Below are 21,986 nucleotides of genomic sequence, written 5' to 3' on the forward strand. Positions count from 1 at the left end.
TGGCCCGCGACGGACCGGGTCAGGATCTGACGCCCCATTCAGAGACTGAATAAGCCGTCTGCGTTCACACTCGACCGGGCGCCGCGTTATAGTCAGGCATGATTTTTTTCCGCCCGCCCTCAAACCGGCCGGCGTTATCGTCCGAGGAATTGCAGATGAAGTTCGAAGGCACCCAGGCCTACGTTGCCACCGATGACCTGAAGCTGGCCGTGAATGCCGCCATCACCCTGGAGCGTCCGCTGCTGGTCAAGGGCGAACCCGGCACCGGCAAGACCATGCTGGCCGAGCAACTGGCCGAATCCTTTGGCGCCCAGCTGATCACCTGGCACATCAAATCCACCACCAAGGCCCACCAGGGTCTCTACGAGTACGACGCGGTCAGCCGCCTGCGCGACTCGCAGCTGGGCAACGAGAAGGTCCACGACGTTCGCAACTACCTGAAAAAGGGCAAACTCTGGGAAGCCTTCGAATCCGACGAGCGGGTGATCCTGCTGATCGACGAAATCGACAAGGCCGATATCGAGTTCCCCAACGACCTGCTGCAAGAACTCGACAAGATGGAGTTCTACGTCTACGAGATCGATGAAACCATCAAGGCGAAGAAACGCCCGATCATCATCATTACCTCCAACAATGAGAAAGAGCTGCCGGACGCCTTCCTGCGTCGCTGCTTCTTCCACTACATCGCCTTCCCGGACCGCGTCACCCTGCAAAAGATCGTCGATGTGCACTACCCGAACATCAAGAAGGACCTGGTCAGCGAAGCCCTCGACGTGTTCTTCGACGTGCGCAAGGTTCCGGGGCTGAAGAAAAAACCCTCGACCTCGGAACTGGTGGACTGGCTGAAACTGCTGATGGCCGACAATATCGGCGAAGCGGTACTGCGCGAGCGCGATCCGACCAAGGCCATTCCGCCCCTGGCCGGCGCCCTGGTGAAGAACGAACAAGATGTTCAACTGCTTGAGCGCCTGGCGTTCATGAGCCGTCGCGGCAGCCGTTAAGCACGCTTTTTTTAACAAAAGCGGGGGCAATTGCCATGCTGCTCAACCTGTTCAATGAAATGCGCGCCGCCAAGGTACCGGTGTCGGTGCGCGAGCTGCTCGACCTGATCAACGCGCTGAAACAACGCGTGACCTTCGCCGACATGGACGAGTTCTACTACCTCGCCCGGGCGATCCTGGTGAAGGACGAGCGGCATTTCGACAAATTCGACCGGGCTTTCGGCGCTTATTTCAATGGCCTGGAAAAACTCGACGAGCACCTTCAGGCGCTGATTCCCGAGGACTGGCTGCGCAAGGAGTTCGAGCGTTCGCTGAGCGCCGAGGAGCGCGCGCAGATCCAGTCCCTCGGTGGCCTCGACAAGCTGATCGAAGAGTTCAAGAAACGCCTGGAAGAACAGAAGGAGCGTCACGCTGGCGGTAACAAATGGATTGGCACCGGCGGCACCAGCCCGTTCGGCTCGGGCGGCTTCAATCCTGAGGGCATTCGCGTTGGCGATGCCGGCAAGCGCCAGGGCAAGGCGGTCAAGGTCTGGGACCAGCGCGAGTACAAGAACCTCGACGACCAGGTCGAACTGGGTACGCGCAACATCAAGGTGGCCTTGCGCCGCCTGCGCAAGTTCGCGCGCCAGGGCGCGGCGGAAGAGCTGGATATAGACGGCACCATCGACCACACCGCTCGCGATGCCGGCCTGCTGAATATCCAAATGCGCCCGGAGCGGCGCAACACCATCAAATTGCTGCTGTTGTTCGACATCGGCGGCTCGATGGACGCCCACGTGAAGATCTGCGAGGAGCTGTTCTCGGCCTGCAAGACCGAGTTCAAGCACCTGGAGTACTTCTACTTCCACAACTTCATCTATGAGTCGATGTGGAAGAACAACCTGCGCCGGGGCTCGGAACGCACCTCGACCCAGGATCTGCTGAACAAGTACGGGGCCGACTACAAAGTGATTTTCGTCGGCGATGCAGCCATGGCGCCGTATGAAATCACCCAGGCCGGCGGCAGTGTCGAGCACTGGAACGAAGAAGCCGGTTATGTGTGGATGCAGCGCTTCATGGCCAAGTACAAGAAGCTGATCTGGATCAACCCATATCCGAAGGACACCTGGAACTACACCGCGTCGACCGGGATTGTTCGCGATCTGGTCGAGGACCAGATGTATCCGCTGACGTTGCGTGGGTTGGAGGAAGGGATGCGGTTTTTATCCAAGTAGAACGGTGTCGGCTGGACCGACGCATGCCCCACTGTAGGAGCGAGCTTGCTCGCGATGATAGCCCAGGTACCGCGGGGTATCAGGTGCCCCGCGTCATCGTTAACGACAATCGCGAGCAAGCTCGCTCCTACAGGGGGAGCGGTGTCAGGCGAACCTGCGCATGAACTCGACCTGCTGCCGATGCGCCGCCTCCTGCGCTACCGGCGCCAGCCTGACCGGGGTCCCCGGCAGGCATTGCGCCAAGCGGGCCAGCGACAATGGCGTCAGTGCCCCCAGGCGTGGATAACCGCCAATGGTCTGCCGGTCGTTGAGCAACACGATCGGCTGGCCGTCCGGCGGTACCTGGATCGCCCCCAGGGGAATGCCCTCGGAAATCATCGGCTCACCCTGGTACTTCAACGCCGGCCCCAACAGCCGAATCCCCATGCGATCCGCACGGCTGTCCAGGGTCCAGACACTGTTGAACGCATCGAACAGACTTTGCCCGCTGAACTCACCGATCTGCGCCCCAAGCACCACCTGCAACGGCGCACTGGTGCTGAAATCCGGCACCTGCGCACCTGACAAACCTCTGGGCGTCGACGCCTCCCCGCGATATTCCAGCCGCCCACCCTTGGCCAAAGGCCGTCCCATACCATCCAGTCCACCGAGCTCCTCGCGGACCACACAGGCGGCACTGCCAAGGACTTTAGGCGCGATAAAACCGCCCGGCGCCGCCAGATAAGCCCGCGCCCCCGACAGCGGCTGCGTCAATTGCAGGCGCTGGCCCTTCCTCAAGACAAAACTGCACCAGGGCGCCAGCGCCTGACCATCCACCCGCGCCCCCAGATCGGCGCCGGTCAGAGCCAGGCAGCAATCCTCTTCAGCCATCAGCGTCAACCCGCCGAGAGTCACCTCCACCACGACAGCATCCGGCGCATTACCCAGCAAATGGTTGGCCCAGAACATCGATACCCAATCCAGCGCGCCGCCCTGAGTCACGCCCAGATGACGCACGCCGAACCGCCCCGCATCCTGCAACAGGCACAGAGGCGTACTCGCCTCGATCGACAGATGGCTCATGCCAAGCCCTCCAGCGGCGTGTCATCGCCGCCCAACGTAATGAATTCAGCGTGGTCGATCGCGGCAAAACGCACCGTATCGCCCGGCTGCATCAAGCTATAGCCGTCGCGCTCACGGTCGAACAACTTGCTCGGTGTCCGTCCGATCAGGTTCCACCCCCCCGGGGAAACCACCGGGTAAGCCGCGGTCTGGCGCTCGGCAATCCCCACGCTCCCCGCCGCCACCCGCTTGCGCGGGGTACTGATACGTGGTGCGGCCAGCCGTTCGTCGACCAATCCCATAAAGGCGAACCCCGGGGCGAAGCCCAGGGCAAACACCTGGTACTCGCGCTCGCTGTGACAGCGGATCACCTCGCTGACCGACCAACCGCCGCGCTCGGCCAACAAGCCCAACTCCGGACCGACACTCGGGTCGTACCACACCGGCAACACATGACATTGGCCGCCAGCACCGCTGCTCGGCGCCAGGTCGGTCAAGGCCTCGGCAATCAGCTCCCGGGCCTGGGAAGGACTCAACGCCAGCAGGTCGTAATGCACCATCAAGGTGGTATAGGACGGCACCAGGTCGATCAGGTGCCCGGCAAACCCAGCTCGCAAACGCTCGCCGGCGGCAAGCATCCAGGGCATGTTTTCCTCGGCGATCACCTCGAACAGCCGCACCATCAGACAGTCGATCCCGACCACTTCGATCCGTGGCTTCATACGGCGGACTGCCGGTCCAGGGCCTCTCGGATACGCTGCACCGCAGCCACCGAACTGGCGTTGTCGCCGTGCACGCACAGGGTATTGGCCTGCAGGCGCAGCGCGCTGCCATCACTGGCGATAAGGTTGTCACCACGGGCAATGGTCAGTGCCTGTTCGACGATCAGCGCAGGCTCGTGATGCACGGCACCGGGCAACTGGCGCGACACCAGGCGCCCCGCGCTGTCGTAGGCGCGGTCGGCAAACGCTTCGAACCACAGCTCAACGCCGTACTCATCACCCAGGGCCTGGGCCGCGCTGTTGTCGCGCATGGCCAGCAGCATCAACGGCAGTTCCCGGTCATAGGCGGCAAGCGCCTGGATCACCGCCCGCAGTTGCTCGGGGTTGGCCATCATGTCGTTGTACATTGCGCCGTGCGGCTTGACGTAACTCACCCGGGCACCTTGCGCCCGGCAGATACCGTCCAGCGCGCCGATCTGGTAATGCAGCAGGTCCTGGATTTCCTGGGGGGTGCAGGCCATGGAGCGGCGACCGAAACCCACCAGATCGGGATAGGCCGGATGGGCCCCGATACGCACGTCGTTGGCCAGGGCCAAGGTCACCGTCTTGCGCATGATGCTCGGATCGCCCGCGTGATAACCGCAGGCCACATTGGCGCAATCGATAAACGGCATGACCTGCGCATCCAGACCCATGGTCCAGTTGCCATAGCTTTCGCCGATATCGCAATTCAATAACAAGCGGCTCACGGTGGTTGCTCCTGTGGGCTTTTAACTTTTCTTAATGTGGGACTTGTCGCAAGTACCCACAGATTACTGCGCTTCGAGTGCCTTGCCACGGGTTTCCGGCAGGCTCAGGGCCGCGAGGATCACCACGCCGTAGGACACAGCGGCAAAAGCGCCAATCCCCAGGCTCAGGGAAACTTTCTGGCTGAGCAGGCCGATCAGCAGCGGAAAAAACGCCGCCAGGGCCCGGCCGATGTTGTAGCAGAAACCCTGGCCGGAACCACGAATGCGCGTGGGAAACAGCTCGGTGAGAAACGCGCCCATGCCGCTGAAAATCCCCGAGGCGAAAAAGCCCAGGGGCAAGCCCAGCCAGAGCATGACCTCGTTGCTGACCTGCAGCTGGGTGTACAACAGCACAATGATGAAAGAGCCGACGGCGAACAGAATGAAGTTCTTCTTGCGCCCCAGCAGATCGGTCAGGTAGGCGCTGATCACGTAACCGATGTAGGAACCCGCGATAACCATCGCCAGGTAACCGCCAGTGCCGAGCACGCTCAAGCCGCGCTCGGTCTTCAGATAGGTCGGCAACCAGGCGGTGATCGCGTAGTAACCGCCCAGCGCACCCGTGGTCAGCAAGGAGGCCCGCAAAGTGGTGCTGAGCATGCCCGGGGCAAAAATCTCGTAGAAGTGCGCCGGGTTGCTCGGCGCTTCCTGGCTCTTGGCCTGGCGATAGACCTCGGGGTCCTTGACCAGGCGGCGAACGAAAATCACAAAGATCGCGGGCACGATGCCCAACACGAACAGCGCGCGCCAGGCGTCTTCCGGCGGCAACAGCGAAAACAGCAATGCATAGAGGATCGCCGTCAGCCCCCAGCCCAGGGCCCAACCCGACTGCACCATGCCGACCGCCTTGCCGCGGTCCTTGGCGCGGATCACCTCGCCCATCAACACCGCGCCGGCGGTCCACTCGCCACCGAAACCGAAGCCCATCAAGGTCCGGGCCACCAGCAATTGGTGGTAGTTCTGGGCGAAGCCGCAGAGGAAGGTGAACACGGCGAACCAGAGCACCGTCAGTTGCAGGGTCCGTACCCGGCCGATGCGGTCGGAGAGAATCCCGGCAATCCAGCCGCCAAGGGCCGAGGCAATCAGGGTGCTGGTGGAAATCAGCCCGGCCTGACCGGTGGTGAGGCCCCAGAGGGCGATCAGCGTCGGAATGACGAAACTGAGCATCTGGGTGTCCATGCCATCCAGGCCATAACCGATCTTGCAACTCCAGAACGTACGACGCTCCTGCTGATCGAGGTTGCGATACCAGGTAAACGGCCCGGGTGGGCCCTCGGCGTGGGTGACATCCAGCGAGCCGGGCGTAGTCATGGGGGAAATCTCCGCATAAAGCTTATTGGTATTGTTCTGGCGACCAGCGGGGCTTAGGCTTAGCGTGCCTGACCGGTCGAAGGCCATTTTTGGTTGACCGTGCCCTCTGCGTCCAACTAATTAAAGTCCTGCCCTGGCATAAGAAAAAGTTGATTGCATGAACCTCAAATTTCTCGAAACCTTCGTCTGGGTAGCACGATTGAAAAGTTTTCGCCTGACGGCGGACAAGCTCTTCACCACTCAGGCGTCCATTTCCAGTCGTATCGCGGTGCTTGAAGGCGAGCTCGGGGTGAAGTTGTTCCTGCGCGATTCGCGCGGCGTCAGCCTGACCCCCGAAGGACTCAAGGTGCTCGACTATGCCGAGCAGATGATGGACACCATGCAGGCCCTCAAGCATGCCATCGAAATCAGTTCGACCAAGGTCGGGCGCCTGCGCATCGGTGTGATGGACACGGTCATCCATACTTGGCTCAGCCCGCTGGTGGCGCAGATGTCGGACCGTTTTCCGCTGGTGGAAATCGAGCTGGTGGCGGATACCGCGCTGAACCTCTGCGATCAGCTGCAAAAAGGCTTTCTCGATCTGGTGCTGCAAACCGACCTGCTGCGCCAGGAATCGATTCGCAGCCTGAAGCTGATCAGCCACCCGATGGGCTGGGTGGTGGCCAGCAACTCGATCTATAACCGTGAATACGCAAGCCTGGCCGAGATTGCCCGGGAGCGCATCGTGACCTTCTCGAAAAACTCGCGGCCGCACCAGGAAATTCTCGGTCTGATGCAAGTCCATGGCGTCCCGACGCCGCGGCTGAACTGCGTCAACTCGGTGTCGGCGATTACCCGGCTGCTGCGCGACGGCTTCGGTATCGGCGCCCTGCCGTCGGTGTTGGTCAGGGAAGAGTTGATGCGCGGCGAGTTGACCTTGCTGGCCCTCGACGTACGCCCGCCGAACCTGGAAGTGGTGGTGTCCTGGCGGGTCGGCGTGGAGCTGGTGGAGGAGATTGTCGCGCTGTGCCAGGAGGTATTGCGCAGCTATGCGGACAAGCTGGGCGAGGAGTATGTGGTCCTGAGCAAGCCCACCCTCCCCGGTCAATAACCCCGTTCGCGCCGGGCCAGGCGTTCGCGCTGGCGCTTGCCACCCAGCACCACCCAGTCCACCAGGCGGAAGAAGCCTTCGATCACGAACGAGAACAGCAGCGCCGCGCCCATCGCCCAGCCGATCGCCTCGGGCGACAGCAGGACCTGGTAGGTGTAGCCCTGCAAGGTTTCCTGACGGATCGCCGGATCGGCCGCATACGCCACCTGCAACGCCCGCTTGTACCAGGGGCCTTGCATCGCCTGAAACTGGTCATCCAGCAGACGCTGGCGGTTGAGCAAGGTGCCGAGGCTGTCGGCATCGCTGCGAAACACCGGATCGTCACTGGCGCGGTAATGCGCCACCAAGGCCTGCAGGTCGCCGTTGAAGAACTGCTCGGCGGTTTTCTGGAAGCCCTGCAGGCCGGCCTGCGCCTCAATCAGGTGCGCTTCGACCCGCTTGGCGTAGTCGTTGATAAAGCCCGGCACCTGGACGCCGATCAACAGACCCAGGGTAAACAGAATCAGCCGCAGGTAACTCAACCACATAACGGACTTCCTTATTCGGTCTGGCCCTGGCTGACGCATTCGCCGCGCCGCCACAGGCTCCATTGGCCCGGTTCGTAGCGGGTCCAGGTTTCGTTTTCAGTCAAAGGCTCGGTGGCGATCACCGTCACCACGTCATTGGGCGTGGTTTCGGCCTGGAAGTCGACGATCACATCGACATCCTTCAAGCGTGCCGGGCCGAACGGCGCGCGTCGGGTGATCTGCGCCAACTTGGTCGAGCAATAGCAGAACAGCCAGTCGCCATCGCTGAGCAGGCCGTTGAACACGCCCTTGCCCCGGTACTCGGCACAGGCCTGGACCAGGGACGGCAGCAACGCCTCGATGTCCACCGGTTCGGGAAAGGCCTGGCGCACGCGGTTGAGCAGGTCGCAGAACGCCGCTTCGCTGTCGGTATCGCCCACCGGACGGTAAAAGCCGGTCGGCGGCCGGAAATCCGCCAACTGGCCGTTATGCGCGAAACACCAGTTGCGCCCCCACAGCTCACGGACAAAGGGATGGGTATTGGACAAGCAGACCTTGCCGACATTGGCCTGACGGATATGCCCGATCACCACTTCGCTCTTGATCGGGTAACGCTGCACCAGCTGCGCGACCTCGGACTCGCAGCTCGCCGCCGGGTCCTGGAACAGGCGCAAACCACGGCCTTCGTAGAACGCGATGCCCCAGCCGTCACGATGGGGGCCGGTACGCCCCCCACGCTGCATCAGGCCGGTAAAGCTGAAAACGATATCGGTCGGTACATTGGCGCTCATGCCCAACAATTCACACATGCTCGGACTCTCGCTTCAATGCAGGGACGCGGTTACAGACGCGGCTCGACCCGTGAACGGCCATTGCCACCGGTCGGCGGCTGACGGCCATAACGCTCGTTGCGCTCGGCCGCGGTGAACGGTTGATCGTCCTCCTCCTCGGGCTCGGCCGCCGGGGCGGTGCCGGCCGCTACGGACTGCGGACGACGGGCCTTGATGGAGCGTTCGATGGGCCAGCGGATCAACGCGAAGAGCAGATAGACGCCCACGGCGATCATCAGGTACATGAACAGATCGGAAACCGCGCGCCAGGCGTTGTTGCCGACCTTGAACATCAGGTCCAGGGCCGTAATGGCCACCGCCGGGGCGAATTTTCCCTTCACCGGGTCGATAATGGTCGGGCTGAACAGCAGCACCGCCATCACCACGCGCAGCGGCTCGCGCAGCCAGCGCCAGATCCAGCGGGTCAGGCGAAACCACACCAACAAGCAGCCCAAGGCGGCGAAGGCGTAGCAGCCCCAGGCGATCAGATAGTCGTTCTCGGTCATGGTGTCCATGGCAAGGCTGGCAAATAGATGCTTATGATAACGGCTTTTCGCCGGTCCGGCTGCCCCGCCGTCAGCGATCCGCCCACAGAGAGTTGCCCATGCCCCTCGATAACCGCGTCAACAGCGCCCCGATTGCCCGCCACGACGCGGGCGCGGACCCTTACGCCTGGTTGCAGGAACGCGACAGCGATGCCGTGCTCGACTACCTCAAGGCCGAAAACAGCTACCAGGAGGCGCAACTGGCCGGGCAAGGCAAGCTGCGCGAAAGCCTGTTCGAGGAGATCAAGGCACGGATTCTCGAAACCGACCTGTCCCTGCCCTCGCCCTGGGGACCGTTCCTGTATTACACCCGCACCACCGCCGGCGACGAATACCCGCGGCACTACCGCTGCCCGCGTCCGGCCGATGACAGTCTGACGGTGGACGAAAGCGCCGAAGCCCTGTTGCTCGACCCCAACATGCTGGCCGACGGCGGCTTCTTCTCCCTCGGGGCCTTCAGCATCAGCCCGGATCACCAGCGCCTGGCCTACAGCCTCGACACCAGCGGCGAAGAGGTCTATCGCCTGTACATCAAGGAGCTCGACAGTGGCGCGGTCAGCGAGCTGCCGTTCGACGACTGCGACGGCAGCATGACCTGGGCCAACGACAGCCAGACGCTGTTTTTCGCCGAACTGGACGACACCCATCGCCCCCACAAGCTGTACCGCCATCGCCTCGGCGACAACGCCGCCGAGGAAGTCCTGCACGAAGCCGACGGACGTTTCTTCCTGCACTGCTACCGCAGCAGTTCCGAACGCCAATTGGTGGTACTGCTCAACAGCAAGACCACCAGCGAAGCCTGGGCCCTGGATGCCGATACCCCGGCCCAGGCCTTTACCTGCCTGGCGCCACGGGTCGAAGGCCACGAGTACTTCGTCGACCACGGCCAGTACCAGGCGCAGTGGAGCTGGTTTATCCGCAGCAACCAGGACGGCATCAACTTCGCCCTGTTTCACGTCCCGGACCACGGCGTACCGAGTCGCGGCGACTGGCAATTGCTGGTGCCCCACGACGATCAGGTGATGCTCGAAGGCCTGACCCTGAACGCCTCGGCCCTGTGCCTGAGCCTGCGTGAAGGTGGCCTGCCGATCATCGAAGTGCGCCCCCAGGGCCTGCCGAGCTATCGCGTGCAACTGCCGGATGCCGCCTACAGCCTCTACGTGCAGGACAGCCTGGAGTTCACCAGCCAGACCATCCGTCTGCGCTACGAAGCACTCAATCGTCCGGCCCAGATCCGCCAGTTGACTCTGGCCAGCGGTGAGCAGAGCGTGCTCAAGCAAACCCCGGTGCTGGGCGACTTCGACCCCGATGCCTACGTCAGCCAGCGGCTCTGGGCCACGGCCGCGGACGGCACGCGAGTGCCCATCAGCCTGGTGGTCAAGCGCGAACTGCAGGGCCAGGCCACGCCGCTCTATCTCTACGGCTACGGCGCCTACGGCGAAAGCCTCGATCCGTGGTTCTCCCACGCCCGCCTGAGCCTGCTGGAGCGCGGCATGGCCTTCGCCATCGCCCATGTGCGTGGCGGTGGCGAACTGGGCGAAGCCTGGTACCGCGCCGGCAAGCAGGCGCACAAGCAGAACAGCTTCGACGACTTTATCGCCTGCGCCGAGCACCTGATCGCCGAGGGTCTGACCACGTCCAAGCAACTGGCTATCAGCGGCGGCAGTGCCGGCGGCCTATTGATCGGTGCCGTGCTCAACCAGCGCCCGGAACTGTTCCAGGTCGCCATCGCCGAAGTGCCGTTCGTCGACGTACTGAACACCATGCTCGACCCCGACCTGCCGCTGACCGTCACCGAATACGACGAATGGGGCAACCCCGAGGAGCCCGAGGTGTACGCGCGGATCAAGGCCTACGCACCGTATGAAAACGTCCGCGCCCAGGCCTACCCGGCGACCCTGGTGATCGCCGGCTACAACGACAGTCGCGTGCAGTACTGGGAGGCGGCCAAGTGGGTGGCGAAACTGCGCGCCACGAAAACCGACGAGCATCTACTCTTGCTCAAGACCGAACTGGGTGCCGGCCATGGCGGCATGAGCGGTCGTTACCAGGGATTACGTGACGTAGCCCTCGAATACGCCTTCGTGTTCAAGGTTCTCGACCTGGTCTGAGGAACTCTGCCCGGCGCCCTTGTCTTAACTCTGGGCCGCCGGGCTTCAATGTCCGCACAGAACAACAGGCAACAAGGAAAGACCGTGAGCCATGTCAGAACCGACCTTACTGAATAACGAAATCCGCGACATGCTGATGGACTGCGGTTTGTTCGCCAGCTTGCTGCCAGCGGATTTCCTCGCCGCTGCCGGCTACTTCAGCATCAGCAGCGTTGCCAAAGGCGCAGCCATCTTCAACGAGGGGGATGCCGGGACCTTCATGTGCATCATTCATCACGGCAGCGTGAACGTGCAGAAGAGCAACGCCGAGGGTCAAGCGGTGGTGATCGCCACCTTGCGCGCCGGCCGGGCCTTCGGCGAGATGGCGGTGCTCGATGGCGAGCGGCGCTCGGCCAGTTGCGTGGCCGCCAGCGATTGCCAGTTGCTGAACCTGGGCAAGGATTCCCTGGAAAAGATGCTCAACGATGCGCCAAAGATCGCCGCCAAGATCATTCGCGCCATCGCCATTGCGCTGTCCAAGCGACTGCGCATGGCGGACGGCCAACTGCTCTCGCAACAGATCTAGCTGGAGGTTTCCTTCGCCTTATCGGCTTTGTCGGTCTTGTCGTTCTGCTCCGGGCCCGGCAGGGTCTGGTCCTTGGGTGGCTGCGGCAATTCGATGCTCGGCAGCGGCTCGCCAGGCTTGGGCGGCGTGCGCGGGGTGATCTGCGGGGACGGCGTGGGGGTGGCCGTGCTCGGCGCTCCCGGTTTCGGCGTGAGCGGTACCGGCGAGAGATCCTCGGCCCGTACCGTGGTAATGGTGAGCGCGGTCAAGGCAATGACCGCTACAATAGCGCGTTTCATCAATGGCTCCGTTGCCAGACTTCTCTGTCTGCCATCAGGCTACTCGCAACGCGGCTATTTTGCCCCTCCCAATGAGATTTCCATGAAACGTTTCGTTCTGCTGGACACCACTCCGATTCCCGAAAACGGCGGTGCCCTGTGCCTGTTCGAGTATGGCGAAGACTTCGTGATCAAGATCCAGGGCGGTGACGGCGGGCAGTTGATGAACACCCGCATGCACGGCTCCGAGGATGCCCTGGCGGAAATCCCCTGCCGCAAAGTCGCCGGGCGGCCGCAATCGCGGGTGCTGATCGGTGGCCTCGGGATGGGCTTCACCCTGGCCGCGGCCCTCAAGCACCTGGGCAAGACCGCCGAGGTGGTGGTCGCCGAACTGGTACCGGGCGTCGTCGAATGGAACCGCGGCGCGCTGGGGGAAAAAGCCGGCCGACCACTGGATGACCCGCGCACGCTGATTCGCCTGGAAGACGTGGCCAAGGTCCTGCAAGCCGAGCCCAACGGCTTCGATGCGATCATGCTCGATGTCGACAACGGCCCCGAAGGCCTGACCCAGAAAGCCAACAGCTGGCTCTACTCAACCGGCGGCCTGAGCGCCTGCGCCAAGGCTCTGCGGCCCAAGGGCGTGCTGGCGGTGTGGTCGGCCAGTGCCGACAGCCATTTCTCCGACAAGCTGCGCAAGGCCGGCTTCAAGGCCGAGGAAGTCCAGGTCTACGCCCACGGCAACAAGGGCACGCGCCACACCATCTGGATCGCCGAGAAGCTCAAGAACTGAGCTAGACTTTGCCACATAACCGTCAATAACCCATTCGACAAGGTGACCCCATGAGTTCGGCCAACCCTCCCTCCCATACCGCCAAGCTGGACCGTATCCTGGCCGACGCGAAACGCGATAAAGAGATGGGCTATCGTGACAAGGCGCTGAAAATGTACCCGCACGTCTGCGGTCGCTGCGCCCGGGAGTTTTCCGGCAAGCGCCTGAGCGAGCTCACCGTGCATCACCGCGACCACAACCATGACAACAACCCACAGGACGGTTCCAACTGGGAACTGCTGTGCCTGTTCTGCCATGACAACGAGCACTCGCGCTACACCGACCAGCAATACTTCGGTGACAGTTCCCTGAGCAGCCCGAAGATCGCCAAGGCCACCCACAACCCGTTCGCGGCGCTGGCTGGGTTGATGAAAAAAGACGAGTAACGGCTACACCGTGAATCGCTGGACCAGCACGTTCAGATCGCCGCCCAGGCGCGATAGCTCCAGACTCGCCGATGCTGTGCGCGCACTCGACTGCGCCGACTCGTCGGCAATATCGCGCACGCGCGCCAGATTGCCGCTGATCTGTTCGCAAGCGCGGGTTTGCTGGTCGGCCGCCGTGGCAATCTGCGAATTCATCGACTGGATCAACGACGCCGACTGACGAATTTCGCTGAGCACACCGCCGGCCTCGCGTGCCAGGGCCACACTGGACAGGCTCATGTCCTGGCTCTGGCGCATGATCGCCGTGGCCTGCTCGGTGCCGCCATGCAGGGCCGCGATCAGCCCCTCGATTTCCTCGGTGGAGCGCTGGGTGCGCTGGGCCAGCGCGCGCACTTCATCGGCCACCACCGCAAAGCCGCGCCCTGCTTCGCCGGCACGCGCCGCTTCGATGGCCGCGTTAAGGGCCAGTAGATTGGTCTGTTCCGCCACCTCGCGAATCACCCCGAACACCCCGCCGATCCGTTCGCCATCTTCACGCAGACGCTCCATCGCCAGGGCGGAGCGATCGACATTGAGTACCAGGGCTTCAAAGTGCTCGATCGCCCGGGTCACCACGCGGTTGCCCTCGACACTGCGCTGCTCGGCCGCCTGTGCCGCCTCCGAGGCCTGCTGGGCATTACGGGCGATATGCTGGGCGCTGTCGACCATCTCGGCCATGGCGCCGGCGACCTCTTCGGTCTGCTGGCGCTGTTGCGAGACTCCCGCACTGCTGTGGGCCGTGACCGTCGATAAACCTTCGGCCGCCAGGGTCAGTTGACGCGTGCCATCGCCGATGCTGCCGATCAGTTGACGCAGATGCCCGGCCATTTCCCGCATGGCGGTCATCATCTGCCCCAGTTCGTCACGCCGATGGCTTTCCAGGTTACCGGTCAGGTCGCCCGAAGCGATCTGCCGGGCCAGGGTCAAGGTCCGCTTGAGCGGCGGAACGATCTGCCGGGTCATGGCCCAGGCCGACAGCAAGCCCAACAACAGCGCCAGCCCTCCCGCCAGCAACAACTCGCCACGGGCCATCCGCACATCATGACCACGCCCTTGCAGTTGCAGTTGGTAGACCGCCGCACTCAGTTGCTGCAAGTCCCCCGCCTGCGCCAGCATTGCCTGCTTCGCCTGCTGGCTCTTGAGCACGCTGTCGCGAAAGTCCACGACCCGATCCTGGTAGGTCACCGCCGCCTGCAACGCTCCGAGCAACGGCGTCTGCAAGGCGTCACCCGGCAGTTGCCCGTACAAGTCGTTGCCCTGCACGCGAATCCGGTCGGCCATCTGCGAAACGCGCAACTGCGCCTCGGGCTGGGGATCGGCGATATACAAACGCACCTGATCGCGCAATTGCGCCATCAGCCATTGCAGCTCGGCGACCGACTGTGCCTGATCAATGCTGACCGCCGGATCGCTGCGCATTTGCTGGAAGAGTTGAGTACGCAACCGCGTCAGCTGCTCGGCGATATTCTCCATCACCGGCACCATGGCCTTTTCCGCATCCCGGGCCTGGCGCCGGGCCGCGACAAACTCGGCAAAACTCTGTTGATAAGCCCGGGCCACCTCGCGGATACGCACGAGGGTCGTCTGTGCGTCGGTGTCCAGACTCATCTGCAGCTTGTCGACACCGGCATACAACGCCTGCATCTGCCCGGCATAGGCGTCGACCGCCGCGCTTTGCCCGGTGCGATCGAATTCGTTTTCCTGCAAGCGCACGGCGGCGATCTGCGTGTCCAGCGAGACACTGTCCACCAGCGCTTCGCTGCGCATCGTCAGTTGCCCGATGCTGTACCAGGCGATGCCGCTCAACAGCGCCGTGAGCAGCAGCACGATGCCAAACCCCAGCGTCAACTTGCGACGTACCGAAGCGCCCATCAACCAGTCGGCGACCATAACGAACTCTCCTGTGAGGCCGTCAGCCGGCCGAGGCAATGCGCCAAAAGCCTTGAGGCACGTTGAGATGACTGGCATTCTAAATCGATCGATCTAAAACACAAGGTCAAGATTTTTTCCAACAGCTGTAATTTAAAGCCCTATACCTTCTCAACAAGGCAAAGTGCCAGTGTGTGCGCCCCCTCCTTCTTCCTGTACCGAGAACGCCATCGATGAAGCTGAACCAATTGATTCAAAACCTGCTGGGCGCCCGTCAACCGGCACAGGTTTCGCGCCCGGAGCAGGAACTGCTGTCGAGCCTGCTGGTGATGGCCTGGGTGGTAGAGGCACGGGATCCCTACACCGGCGGGCATCTGTGGCGGGTGGCGCAGTTCTGCGAGTTGCTGGCGCAGAAGGCCGGCTTCGCGGTGGAGGAAGTGGCACGGATTGCCCTGGGCGGCTTTGTCCATGACCTGGGCAAGGTCGGCATTCCCGACGCGGTGCTGCGCAAGGCCGGGCCCTTGAGCGACGAGGAGTACGCCGTGATCAAGACCCACCCCGACATCGGTTTTCGGTTGCTGCATGCCCACCCGCTGGCCGCGCTGGTGGAGGACGCCGTGCGCCAGCACCACGAGATGCCCGATGGTCGGGGTTATCCCCTGGGGCTCAAGGCCGGTGAGATTTCGCACCTGGCGAGCATCGTCGGCATTTGCGATGCCTTTGATGCCATGACCAGCACCCGCCCTTATCGTGCGGGCATGCCACAGGCGCAGGCACTGCAGATCATCGGCAAGAACCTGGGAACCCAGTTCGACGCGCACTTCGGCGCCTTGTTTATCCAACTGGGGGAGTCGGGGGTCTTGAGCCCGATCATCGGCCATACCGACCAGGGCATTCCCTTGCGGCATTGCGGTATGTGCGGGCCGACGGTGGTACTCAAGCGCGCGCACCGCGCGGGCGATCATGTGTTCTGCGGCAATTGCGGCGCCGACTATCTGCTGCAGCAGAAGGCGCCGGACAGCCCGCTGGAACTGCAAGCCACCGGCGCCGCCGGCAGCGCAAAAGACCTCAGCCCCGAGGCCGATGTCGAGTTGATCGAGCGCCTGGTGCAGCGCCAATTCGCCCAGGTCCTGCAGGTGCGAGCCAGCTAATACATACAGCCATCCAGCGACGTCCCTCGTCAGGACAGACTATTTCAACAACCCAAAGACGGGTCGTACCAGCCCTTCCAACAATTCCCGTTCAGGCCTTGAACGGGCCAGCACCCGCAGCCCCATCAACACCCCCAGGCACAGGCGCGCCAGATCGTCCGCCGACTGCGAGGCATCGATACTGCCCTGGACCTGGCCGGCACTGATACAGCGCCGGAAAAACCCCTCCATCCCCTCTTGGACCGTGGCCAATACCGCCTTGAACTCCGGATCGTGGGGCGCCATCTCAAGGGCCGCGTTGACGATAAAGCAGCCCTTGTGCTCAGGGTCGCCCAGCGACAGTTCGATGATCTCGTTGAAGAACGTCAGGATGGCTTCGCGGGGGGGCAACTGCTGCTCCAGGCGCGTGGAGCGTTCGCAGAAGCCGCGCTTGATGTAGTGATCGAGGGCCAGGCCGAAGAGTGCGCGCTTGCCACCGAAAGCGTTGTACAGGCTGGCCCCGGTGATCCCCATGGCCAGCGCCAGATCCCGAACGGAAGTGGCCTCGTAGCCGCGCGCCCAGAAGCAGCGGATCGCCGCCTCTACTGCACTGGCCTCGTCAAATTCTCTGGGTCGCGCCATAACTCACACTGGGTTTCAAATTGAAGTGGCGGCGATACTCCTTGAAACAAACGAGAATTGCCACGCCACCGGGCTTGGCCTATTTTATAACACTCGATCCAAAACATCAGCCAGGACCTTTCGACATGATCCGTTTCTTTTTCCACCCGACGCCCAATCCGGCCAAAGTCGCCCTGTTTCTTGAAGAAGCGGCGCTGCCCTATGAACTGGTTCCGGTCGATACCAGCAAGGGCGAACAGCACAGCCCGGAGTTCCTGGCGATCAATCCCAACGGCAAGGTTCCGGCGATCCTCGATACCGAGGGCGCGGACGGTCGCGAAGTCCGAGTGTTCGACTCGAACGCGATCCTGCTGTACCTGAGTGAAAAGACCGGGCTGCTCGGCGGCGAGCCCGGCGATCGGGGCGAACTGTTGTCGTGGCTGATGTTTATCGGCACGGGCCTGGGGCCATTTTCCGGTCAGGCGGTGCACTTCCAGCATTCGGCCCCGGAAAGCCTTCCCTACGCAATCAACCGCTATCGCCGTGAAGCCGAGCGGCACTACCGGGTACTGGACCGGCATCTGGCCGGGCGCAGCTATATCGTCGGCGACAGCTATACGATTGCCGATATCTCGGCCTGGGGCTGGATCGACCGGGCTGCGCGTGTAATGAAAGGCGAAGAATCGCCATTGGCCGCCTACCCCCACCTGTCGGCCTGGTTCCAGCGCATCGACGCGCGTCCGGCCGTGGTCCGCGCCCGTCAAGTGGGCAAGAGCCACGCCTTCAAGCAGGTCAACGACGAGCAAACCCGCCGCGCGCTGTTCCCTTCGAACTATCCCGACACCACGAGCTGACGGAGATGCCGGTATAATCGCGTCTTTTTCCTGGAAGGCACCCGGCTCGTGGCAAACAAAAGGTACAGCTGCATTGGTTTGTATAACCCCAAGTCACCGGAGAACGTCGGCTCGGTGATGCGTGCGGCTGGCTGCTACGGCGTGGCCTCGGTGTTCTACACCGGCAAGCGCTACGAGCGGGCGCGGGACTTCGTCACCGACACCAAAAAAGTCCACCAGGACATTCCGCTGATCGGCATCGACGACCTGAAGAAAATCCTGCCCCTGGGCTGCGTGCCGGTGGCCGTCGAACTGGTGGAGGGTGCGCGCTCGTTGCCCGAATACACTCACCCGGATCGAGCGCTGTATATCTTCGGTCCGGAAGATGGCTCGCTGGACAAGGACATCCGCGACTGGTGCGAGGACGTGGTGTATATCCCGACCACCGGCTGCATGAACCTGGCGGCAACGGTCAACGTGGTGCTCTACGATCGCCTGGCCAAGGGTAATAACACCCGTTCCGGTCCAAAATTCTAGTCTTGCAGCGCCGGCAAGATCGCATCGCCAGCAAGCCGGCTCCCACAGGTGTGATGCCGTACGATAGATTGGAGTACGGCGAAATACTGTGGGAGCCAGCTTGCTGGCGATGGCGGCCTGACAGACGCCCCTTACTTCAGCAGATTGCTCGCCAGCACCTTCGACGGCTCAGCCATCACGCTCTCGCATAGCTGGATAAATTCCTCGGTGCTGACGGTATCCAGGCGCATCGCCGCCCGGCTGACATCGTCCAGGGAACGCTTGCCATGGGTCTGCTGGCGAATCTCGCGGTCCAGCGCCTGCAACAGCAACACCGCCCGTGCCACCGTCGCCCTATCCACCTGCTCACCTCGCAATGTGCTGACCTTGCCACTGACCCGGGTCAAGTGCACCTGCAACGCCTCGTAGCGCTCCTCGCTCATGCCGCCGGCGCGCCGCAGCAATTCGATCGCGTAGTACTGCGCCAGGCCTTCGCCAATCCAGTCACTGCGCTGGCGGTCATTGATCCGCCCGAACACGTGAACCAGTTCGCGCACCAGGGCACTTTCCCCGGACTCGCCGATCAGTGGGGCGGTACTGTGCAGGTAGATCGAATCCCGTGCCGCCCGGCTGCCATGGGCCATCGACTCAGCAGCACCGACCACCAGCAATTTGCCGGGATTACGCGGAAACACTTCCTGCAGCTTGGGCCAGACGAACGTCAGCAGCGTCAGCACATCCATGCGCCGCATACCCTCGCCCCGAGGCGCCGTGACCGTGACATAGGTTTCACCCAAGCGGGTCCGCCGGCTGCCCAGGTCGCCGGCCAGTATCCATCCCACAGGCCGGTCGAACAGGCGTGAGACGTTGTCGATACGAAAGCGCTGCTTGCCGATGCGCGGCCAGGCCGTCTCGACACTTTTCCAACCGGTGGGTAATTCGAATGCCAGGCGCGAGACCAGGTCAGTGCCATCCTGCTGATCCAGATGGGCCGGCGGCACCAGGTCCTCGCCACGCAACAGCGCCCAGGTCGGCGTCATGCGGGTCTCGAACGTGCCGTTGCCGCGAGGATGGTTGAGGCTGACCCGATAGCTCAGGCTGGCCTTTCCCGGCGCCGGGCGCCAGACACCGCGGCGGCTGTCCGGCGTCGAGCCGGGGCTCAGCTGCCATTGCCCGTCGGCCATGAAGTCACTGTAATAACCCTGGCTGCCGAGATCGAAATCCAGGCTGCGCACCGCCGAACCCTGGGCCAGGGTCAGACGCACCTCGGCCTGCTCGCTCTGGGGCAACAGGCGCACCTGATAGTCCAGGTCGACCTTCTTTCCGGCCCAACCCAGGCCGCTGAACAACATCAGCAACAGGAACACCGGCAGCCTGCAACGTAACGACATGGAGCTCCTTGGGATTTGCGGAAATCAGCCGGCGCGGAAAATCAGATGATCTTCCCAGTCCTCTTCCGGCACGCTGCCTTCGGCGAGCATGCGCCCGGACTGGGAAATCCGCTCGTGGTGCACCGCATCGCGGTCACCGCAAACCAGATGATGCCAAAGCGGCAGGTCCTTGCCTTCGCTGACCAGGCGATAGCCGCAGGTCGGCGGCAACCATTTGAACTGGTCGGCCTGGCCCGGGGTGAGCTGGATGCAGTCCGGCACCGTGTCGCGACGCTTGGCGTAGTCGGTGCACTGGCAGGTTTTCAGGTCCAGGAGTTTGCAGGCAATGCGTGTGTAATACACGCTGTTGTCGTCTTCGTCCTCGAGCTTTTGCAGACAGCACAGGCCACAACCGTCGCACAGCGACTCCCACTCCTCCTGATCGAGTTGCTCGAGGGTCTTGCGTATCCAGAAGGGTTCGACTTTCGCGGCCATGGTTCAGACATCTGCATCGGGGAGTGAAAAGGCCGCCAGTCTAGTGCCCCGCGCCGTTGCGGCCAAGCGTCGGCGACTGTCGGTTGAACAAGACTTGTCAGACCGCCTGCGGCGCAGTAGCTTTCTCGCTAATTTCCCCAGTCAGGACCGCGCCATGAGCAGCAACCCACGCATCGCCGATCACCCGATCGATCCCCAGTTCACCCAGCGCTGGTCGCCGCGCGCCTTTACCGGCGAGAGCATCCCGGAACAAACCCTGTTGAGCTTTTTCGAAGCGGCCCGCTGGGCACCTTCGGCCTATAACTCGCAACCCTGGCGCTTTCTCTATGCCCGTCGTGATACGCCGAACTGGGAACGCTTCCTTGGCTTGCTGAACGAATTCAACCGTGGTTGGGCGCAGCACGCCTCGGCCCTGGTGATCGTGATTTCGAAAACCAGCTTCACCGCTCCCGGTGCCAGCGAAGAAACCCCGGCTTTGTGGCACACCTTTGACACCGGCTCGGCCTGGGGCCACCTGGCGCTGCAAGCCAGCAACAGCGGCTGGCACAGCCACGGCATGGCCGGCTTCGATCAGGAACTGACCCGCCGCGAGCTGAAGATTCCAGAAGGTTATGCACTACATGCGGCAGTGGCCATCGGCAAGCTGGGCGACAAGGCCAGTCTGCCGGATTACCTGCAGGCCCGTGAAACCCCGAGCCCACGCCAGCCGCTGAGCGCGCTGGTGGCCGAGGGTGATTTCAGCCTGTAACCCAGAGGCTGTTCACTGTCACAAAGAAAATGAACAGCCCCTACTGTGGGAGCGGAGCTTGCCCGCGAAGGGCGCGCCGCGGTTTTCCTGACAAACCGCAGTGTCCCATTCGCGGGCAAGCTCCGCTCCCACAACGATCTCGCCCGACTCAATAGCCGCGTTCGAAATCCACTTCCCCGCGCAACGCTTCCCCGGCCTGATAGGCCCGCAGGTTCTCGACAAACAGCTGCACCATCATCGCTGGCGACGTCGGTGCCGAACTGTGGCCGGTCAACAACAGCCCCCAGGCCGTCCAGAATGGATGACGCTGTGGCAACGGCTCCTGCCGGCAGACATCGATCACCGCCCCCGCCAGATGCCCTTCCTTCAAGGCTTCCACCAGGTCCGCATCGACCACCGCCACACCGCGCCCGACGTTGATAAACAGGCCAGTAGGTTTGAAGCGCTTGAACAGCGCCGCGTCATACAAGTCATGGGTATTGGCCGTGTTCGGCAACAGGTTGATCACATAATCCACCTTGCCGACCCACTCACCCAGCGCTTCGAGCGCCGCCACCTCGATAAACGGCGCCTGCTCCCGCGCAGTGCTGGCAATGCCATACAACTCGACACCAAAGGGTTGCAGGAACTGCGCAACGCTCTGGCCGATATCTCCGGCACCGACAATCAACACCTTGCGCCCCGCCAGGCTCTGGCCCGCACGGTTATCCCACTTGCGCTCGACCTGGCTGACCAACCGGGCCAGGACCTCGCGCTCATGCCCCAGCATATAGGTCAGCACATACTCAGCCATCACCTGGCCAAAAATCCCCACCGCCCGGGTCAGGCGATAGTCACGGGGCAAGCCCTCGGCCAGCAGCGGCGTAACACCGGCCCAGGTCGATTGCAGCCACTGGGGTCGGTGCCCCTGACGCAGCAGGGTCGCCAGTAGATCCGGCTGCCCCAGCCAGACCGGACAGTCGGCGGCCATGCTCGACAGCGTGGCCGAATCGCCACTGGTCATGACTTCAAGTTCAGGGACCACCTGGCCCAGTAGGCGGGCATAGACAGCGTGGTCGTGTTCGGCAATCAGAACGCGCATGGTTCAAACCTTTCAAAAACAGTGCAGGCAGCCGCCGACGGAGTTCGCTCCATCGTCATCGGCCACTGCCAGAAAATACAGTCCATTT

24 protein-coding genes and 1 pseudogene are annotated in these 21,986 nt (G+C 62.8%); 11 read left to right on the top strand and 14 right to left on the bottom strand.

What is annotated here, in order from left to right; genetic code table 11:
• Positions 1-155 precede the first annotated feature (155 nt).
• Positions 156-1,001 (top strand): AAA family ATPase, encoded by an 846-nt coding sequence (locus AC07VG_RS07320; protein ID WP_494999683.1) that lies wholly within the window; start codon positions 156-158, stop codon positions 999-1,001.
• Positions 1,002-1,036: 35 nt separating this feature from the next.
• The gene (locus tag AC07VG_RS07325) at positions 1,037-2,215 is read left to right on the top strand and encodes a vWA domain-containing protein (RefSeq protein WP_494999682.1); all 1,179 of its coding nucleotides are present in this window, start codon (positions 1,037-1,039) and stop codon (positions 2,213-2,215) included.
• A gap of 144 nt (positions 2,216-2,359) precedes the next feature.
• Here AC07VG_RS07325 and AC07VG_RS07330 read toward each other — a convergent pair whose 3' ends face one another.
• The 4 genes from AC07VG_RS07330 to AC07VG_RS07345 form a co-directional block, all read right to left on the bottom strand.
• The gene (locus AC07VG_RS07330; RefSeq protein ID WP_494999681.1) at positions 2,360-3,277 is read right to left on the bottom strand and encodes a 5-oxoprolinase subunit C family protein; all 918 of its coding nucleotides are present in this window, start codon (positions 3,275-3,277) and stop codon (positions 2,360-2,362) included.
• The gene (locus AC07VG_RS07335) at positions 3,274-3,978 is read right to left on the bottom strand and encodes a 5-oxoprolinase subunit B family protein (RefSeq protein WP_495020749.1); all 705 of its coding nucleotides are present in this window, start codon (positions 3,976-3,978) and stop codon (positions 3,274-3,276) included. The genes AC07VG_RS07330 and AC07VG_RS07335 overlap by 4 nt, the downstream gene beginning before the upstream one ends.
• The gene (locus AC07VG_RS07340) at positions 3,975-4,727 is read right to left on the bottom strand and encodes a 5-oxoprolinase subunit PxpA (RefSeq protein WP_494999679.1); all 753 of its coding nucleotides are present in this window, start codon (positions 4,725-4,727) and stop codon (positions 3,975-3,977) included. Before AC07VG_RS07340 ends, AC07VG_RS07335 begins: the two co-directional genes overlap by 4 nt.
• A gap of 63 nt (positions 4,728-4,790) precedes the next feature.
• Positions 4,791-6,077: an MFS transporter gene (locus AC07VG_RS07345; protein ID WP_494999678.1), complete on the bottom strand. Its 1,287-nt coding sequence runs from the start codon at positions 6,075-6,077 to the stop codon at positions 4,791-4,793.
• A gap of 157 nt (positions 6,078-6,234) precedes the next feature.
• Here AC07VG_RS07345 and AC07VG_RS07350 point away from each other — a divergent pair, with 157 nt between their 5' ends.
• On the top strand, positions 6,235-7,167 hold the full coding sequence (locus AC07VG_RS07350) for a LysR family transcriptional regulator (protein WP_494999677.1): 933 nt from the start codon (positions 6,235-6,237) through the stop codon (positions 7,165-7,167).
• Here the strand turns inward: AC07VG_RS07350 and AC07VG_RS07355 are convergent.
• Genes AC07VG_RS07355 through AC07VG_RS07365 form a run of 3 tightly spaced genes read right to left on the bottom strand, consistent with a single transcriptional unit; the run spans position 7,161 to position 9,087 of the window.
• A complete protein-coding gene (locus AC07VG_RS07355; protein WP_494999676.1) occupies positions 7,161-7,694 on the bottom strand; it encodes a DUF2937 family protein in 534 nt (177 codons plus the stop codon). The two genes, AC07VG_RS07350 and AC07VG_RS07355, sit on opposite strands and share 7 nt — an antisense overlap.
• An 11-nt stretch (positions 7,695-7,705) precedes the next feature.
• A complete protein-coding gene (locus tag AC07VG_RS07360; protein ID WP_494999675.1) occupies positions 7,706-8,482 on the bottom strand; it encodes a class II glutamine amidotransferase in 777 nt (258 codons plus the stop codon).
• Between the two features lie 32 nt (positions 8,483-8,514).
• Positions 8,515-9,087 (bottom strand): MFS transporter, encoded by a 573-nt coding sequence (locus AC07VG_RS07365; protein WP_494999876.1) that lies wholly within the window; start codon positions 9,085-9,087, stop codon positions 8,515-8,517.
• A 20-nt stretch (positions 9,088-9,107) separates the two neighbouring features.
• Between AC07VG_RS07365 and AC07VG_RS07370 the strand changes: the two genes are divergently transcribed.
• Both AC07VG_RS07370 and AC07VG_RS07375 read left to right on the top strand, forming a co-directional pair.
• A complete protein-coding gene (locus tag AC07VG_RS07370) occupies positions 9,108-11,159 on the top strand; it encodes a S9 family peptidase (protein ID WP_495020750.1) in 2,052 nt (683 codons plus the stop codon).
• Positions 11,160-11,250: 91 nt separating this feature from the next.
• On the top strand, positions 11,251-11,724 hold the full coding sequence (locus AC07VG_RS07375; protein WP_495020751.1) for a cyclic nucleotide-binding domain-containing protein: 474 nt from the start codon (positions 11,251-11,253) through the stop codon (positions 11,722-11,724).
• Here the strand turns inward: AC07VG_RS07375 and AC07VG_RS07380 are convergent.
• Entirely contained in the window at positions 11,721-12,002 is a 282-nt protein-coding gene (locus AC07VG_RS07380) for a hypothetical protein (RefSeq protein WP_494999672.1), read from the bottom strand. The genes AC07VG_RS07375 and AC07VG_RS07380 overlap by 4 nt on opposite strands.
• An 82-nt stretch (positions 12,003-12,084) precedes the next feature.
• Here AC07VG_RS07380 and AC07VG_RS07385 point away from each other — a divergent pair, with 82 nt between their 5' ends.
• On the top strand, positions 12,085-12,771 hold the full coding sequence (locus AC07VG_RS07385) for a spermidine synthase (protein ID WP_494999671.1): 687 nt from the start codon (positions 12,085-12,087) through the stop codon (positions 12,769-12,771).
• Between the two features lie 50 nt (positions 12,772-12,821).
• On the top strand, positions 12,822-13,196 hold the full coding sequence (locus tag AC07VG_RS07390; RefSeq protein WP_017124556.1) for a YajD family HNH nuclease: 375 nt from the start codon (positions 12,822-12,824) through the stop codon (positions 13,194-13,196).
• 3 nt (positions 13,197-13,199) lie between these two features.
• Here the strand turns inward: AC07VG_RS07390 and AC07VG_RS07395 are convergent, their stop codons facing one another.
• Both AC07VG_RS07395 and AC07VG_RS07400 read right to left on the bottom strand, forming a co-directional pair.
• Positions 13,200-14,081, bottom strand: a complete 882-nt coding sequence (locus tag AC07VG_RS07395; RefSeq protein ID WP_495020902.1) for a methyl-accepting chemotaxis protein — start codon at positions 14,079-14,081, stop codon at positions 13,200-13,202.
• Positions 14,055-15,203: pseudogene (locus AC07VG_RS07400) on the bottom strand (methyl-accepting chemotaxis protein); the annotation flags it as partial. The pseudogene AC07VG_RS07400 and the gene AC07VG_RS07395, both read right to left, overlap by 27 nt.
• 134 nt (positions 15,204-15,337) lie before the next feature.
• Here AC07VG_RS07400 and AC07VG_RS07405 point away from each other — a divergent pair.
• Positions 15,338-16,255, top strand: coding sequence for an HD-GYP domain-containing protein (locus AC07VG_RS07405; RefSeq protein ID WP_495020752.1), 918 nt, complete (start codon positions 15,338-15,340; stop codon positions 16,253-16,255).
• A gap of 39 nt (positions 16,256-16,294) precedes the next feature.
• On the opposite strand, the gene AC07VG_RS07410 is transcribed toward AC07VG_RS07405, so the two are convergent.
• Positions 16,295-16,876 (bottom strand): TetR/AcrR family transcriptional regulator, encoded by a 582-nt coding sequence (locus AC07VG_RS07410; RefSeq protein WP_494999669.1) that lies wholly within the window; start codon positions 16,874-16,876, stop codon positions 16,295-16,297.
• 125 nt (positions 16,877-17,001) lie between these two features.
• Here AC07VG_RS07410 and AC07VG_RS07415 point away from each other — a divergent pair, with 125 nt between their 5' ends.
• A complete protein-coding gene (locus tag AC07VG_RS07415) occupies positions 17,002-17,709 on the top strand; it encodes a glutathione S-transferase family protein (RefSeq protein ID WP_494999668.1) in 708 nt (235 codons plus the stop codon).
• 48 nt (positions 17,710-17,757) lie between these two features.
• Positions 17,758-18,225 carry an RNA methyltransferase gene (locus AC07VG_RS07420; protein WP_007926908.1) on the top strand — a complete coding sequence of 156 codons (468 nt, stop codon included), beginning with the start codon at positions 17,758-17,760 and terminating at the stop codon, positions 18,223-18,225.
• A 131-nt stretch (positions 18,226-18,356) separates the two neighbouring features.
• On the opposite strand, the gene AC07VG_RS07425 is transcribed toward AC07VG_RS07420, so the two are convergent.
• Together AC07VG_RS07425 and AC07VG_RS07430 are read right to left on the bottom strand one after the other, a co-directional pair.
• Entirely contained in the window at positions 18,357-19,595 is a 1,239-nt protein-coding gene (locus AC07VG_RS07425; protein ID WP_495020753.1) for a hypothetical protein, read from the bottom strand.
• Between the two features lie 24 nt (positions 19,596-19,619).
• Positions 19,620-20,069, bottom strand: a complete 450-nt coding sequence (locus AC07VG_RS07430; RefSeq protein ID WP_494999666.1) for a YcgN family cysteine cluster protein — start codon at positions 20,067-20,069, stop codon at positions 19,620-19,622.
• A gap of 154 nt (positions 20,070-20,223) precedes the next feature.
• Here AC07VG_RS07430 and AC07VG_RS07435 point away from each other — a divergent pair, with 154 nt between their 5' ends.
• Complete coding sequence (locus tag AC07VG_RS07435) at positions 20,224-20,817, top strand: nitroreductase family protein (protein WP_494999665.1); 594 nt, start codon at positions 20,224-20,226, stop codon at positions 20,815-20,817.
• A 148-nt stretch (positions 20,818-20,965) separates the two neighbouring features.
• Here AC07VG_RS07435 and AC07VG_RS07440 read toward each other — a convergent pair whose 3' ends face one another.
• Positions 20,966-21,898: a D-2-hydroxyacid dehydrogenase gene (locus AC07VG_RS07440; protein WP_494999664.1), complete on the bottom strand. Its 933-nt coding sequence runs from the start codon at positions 21,896-21,898 to the stop codon at positions 20,966-20,968.
• Positions 21,899-21,986 lie beyond the last annotated feature (88 nt).

It is taken from the genome of Pseudomonas sp. GW821-FHT03C07 (genome assembly GCF_059420925.1).

What these genes read in the sequence shown, in the direction of transcription:
- AC07VG_RS07425 (WP_495020753.1), bottom strand. Translation starts at nt 19,595, where the DNA reads ATGTCGTTACGTTGCAGGCTGCCGGTGTTCCTGTTGCTGATGTTGTTC.
- AC07VG_RS07370 (WP_495020750.1), top strand. Translation starts at nt 9,108, where the DNA reads ATGCCCCTCGATAACCGCGTCAACAGCGCCCCGATTGCCCGCCACGAC.
- AC07VG_RS07405 (WP_495020752.1), top strand. Translation starts at nt 15,338, where the DNA reads ATGAAGCTGAACCAATTGATTCAAAACCTGCTGGGCGCCCGTCAACCG.
- AC07VG_RS07355 (WP_494999676.1), bottom strand. Translation starts at nt 7,694, where the DNA reads ATGTGGTTGAGTTACCTGCGGCTGATTCTGTTTACCCTGGGTCTGTTG.
- AC07VG_RS07350 (WP_494999677.1), top strand. Translation starts at nt 6,235, where the DNA reads ATGAACCTCAAATTTCTCGAAACCTTCGTCTGGGTAGCACGATTGAAA.
- AC07VG_RS07345 (WP_494999678.1), bottom strand. Translation starts at nt 6,077, where the DNA reads ATGACTACGCCCGGCTCGCTGGATGTCACCCACGCCGAGGGCCCACCC.
- AC07VG_RS07375 (WP_495020751.1), top strand. Translation starts at nt 11,251, where the DNA reads ATGTCAGAACCGACCTTACTGAATAACGAAATCCGCGACATGCTGATG.
- AC07VG_RS07440 (WP_494999664.1), bottom strand. Translation starts at nt 21,898, where the DNA reads ATGCGCGTTCTGATTGCCGAACACGACCACGCTGTCTATGCCCGCCTA.
- AC07VG_RS07410 (WP_494999669.1), bottom strand. Translation starts at nt 16,876, where the DNA reads ATGGCGCGACCCAGAGAATTTGACGAGGCCAGTGCAGTAGAGGCGGCG.
- AC07VG_RS07385 (WP_494999671.1), top strand. Translation starts at nt 12,085, where the DNA reads ATGAAACGTTTCGTTCTGCTGGACACCACTCCGATTCCCGAAAACGGC.
- AC07VG_RS07415 (WP_494999668.1), top strand. Translation starts at nt 17,002, where the DNA reads ATGATCCGTTTCTTTTTCCACCCGACGCCCAATCCGGCCAAAGTCGCC.
- AC07VG_RS07390 (WP_017124556.1), top strand. Translation starts at nt 12,822, where the DNA reads ATGAGTTCGGCCAACCCTCCCTCCCATACCGCCAAGCTGGACCGTATC.
- AC07VG_RS07335 (WP_495020749.1), bottom strand. Translation starts at nt 3,978, where the DNA reads ATGAAGCCACGGATCGAAGTGGTCGGGATCGACTGTCTGATGGTGCGG.
- AC07VG_RS07395 (WP_495020902.1), bottom strand. Translation starts at nt 14,081, where the DNA reads ATGACCGCCATGCGGGAAATGGCCGGGCATCTGCGTCAACTGATCGGC.
- AC07VG_RS07360 (WP_494999675.1), bottom strand. Translation starts at nt 8,482, where the DNA reads ATGTGTGAATTGTTGGGCATGAGCGCCAATGTACCGACCGATATCGTT.
- AC07VG_RS07320 (WP_494999683.1), top strand. Translation starts at nt 156, where the DNA reads ATGAAGTTCGAAGGCACCCAGGCCTACGTTGCCACCGATGACCTGAAG.
- AC07VG_RS07435 (WP_494999665.1), top strand. Translation starts at nt 20,224, where the DNA reads ATGAGCAGCAACCCACGCATCGCCGATCACCCGATCGATCCCCAGTTC.
- AC07VG_RS07380 (WP_494999672.1), bottom strand. Translation starts at nt 12,002, where the DNA reads ATGAAACGCGCTATTGTAGCGGTCATTGCCTTGACCGCGCTCACCATT.
- AC07VG_RS07330 (WP_494999681.1), bottom strand. Translation starts at nt 3,277, where the DNA reads ATGAGCCATCTGTCGATCGAGGCGAGTACGCCTCTGTGCCTGTTGCAG.
- AC07VG_RS07430 (WP_494999666.1), bottom strand. Translation starts at nt 20,069, where the DNA reads ATGGCCGCGAAAGTCGAACCCTTCTGGATACGCAAGACCCTCGAGCAA.
- AC07VG_RS07325 (WP_494999682.1), top strand. Translation starts at nt 1,037, where the DNA reads ATGCTGCTCAACCTGTTCAATGAAATGCGCGCCGCCAAGGTACCGGTG.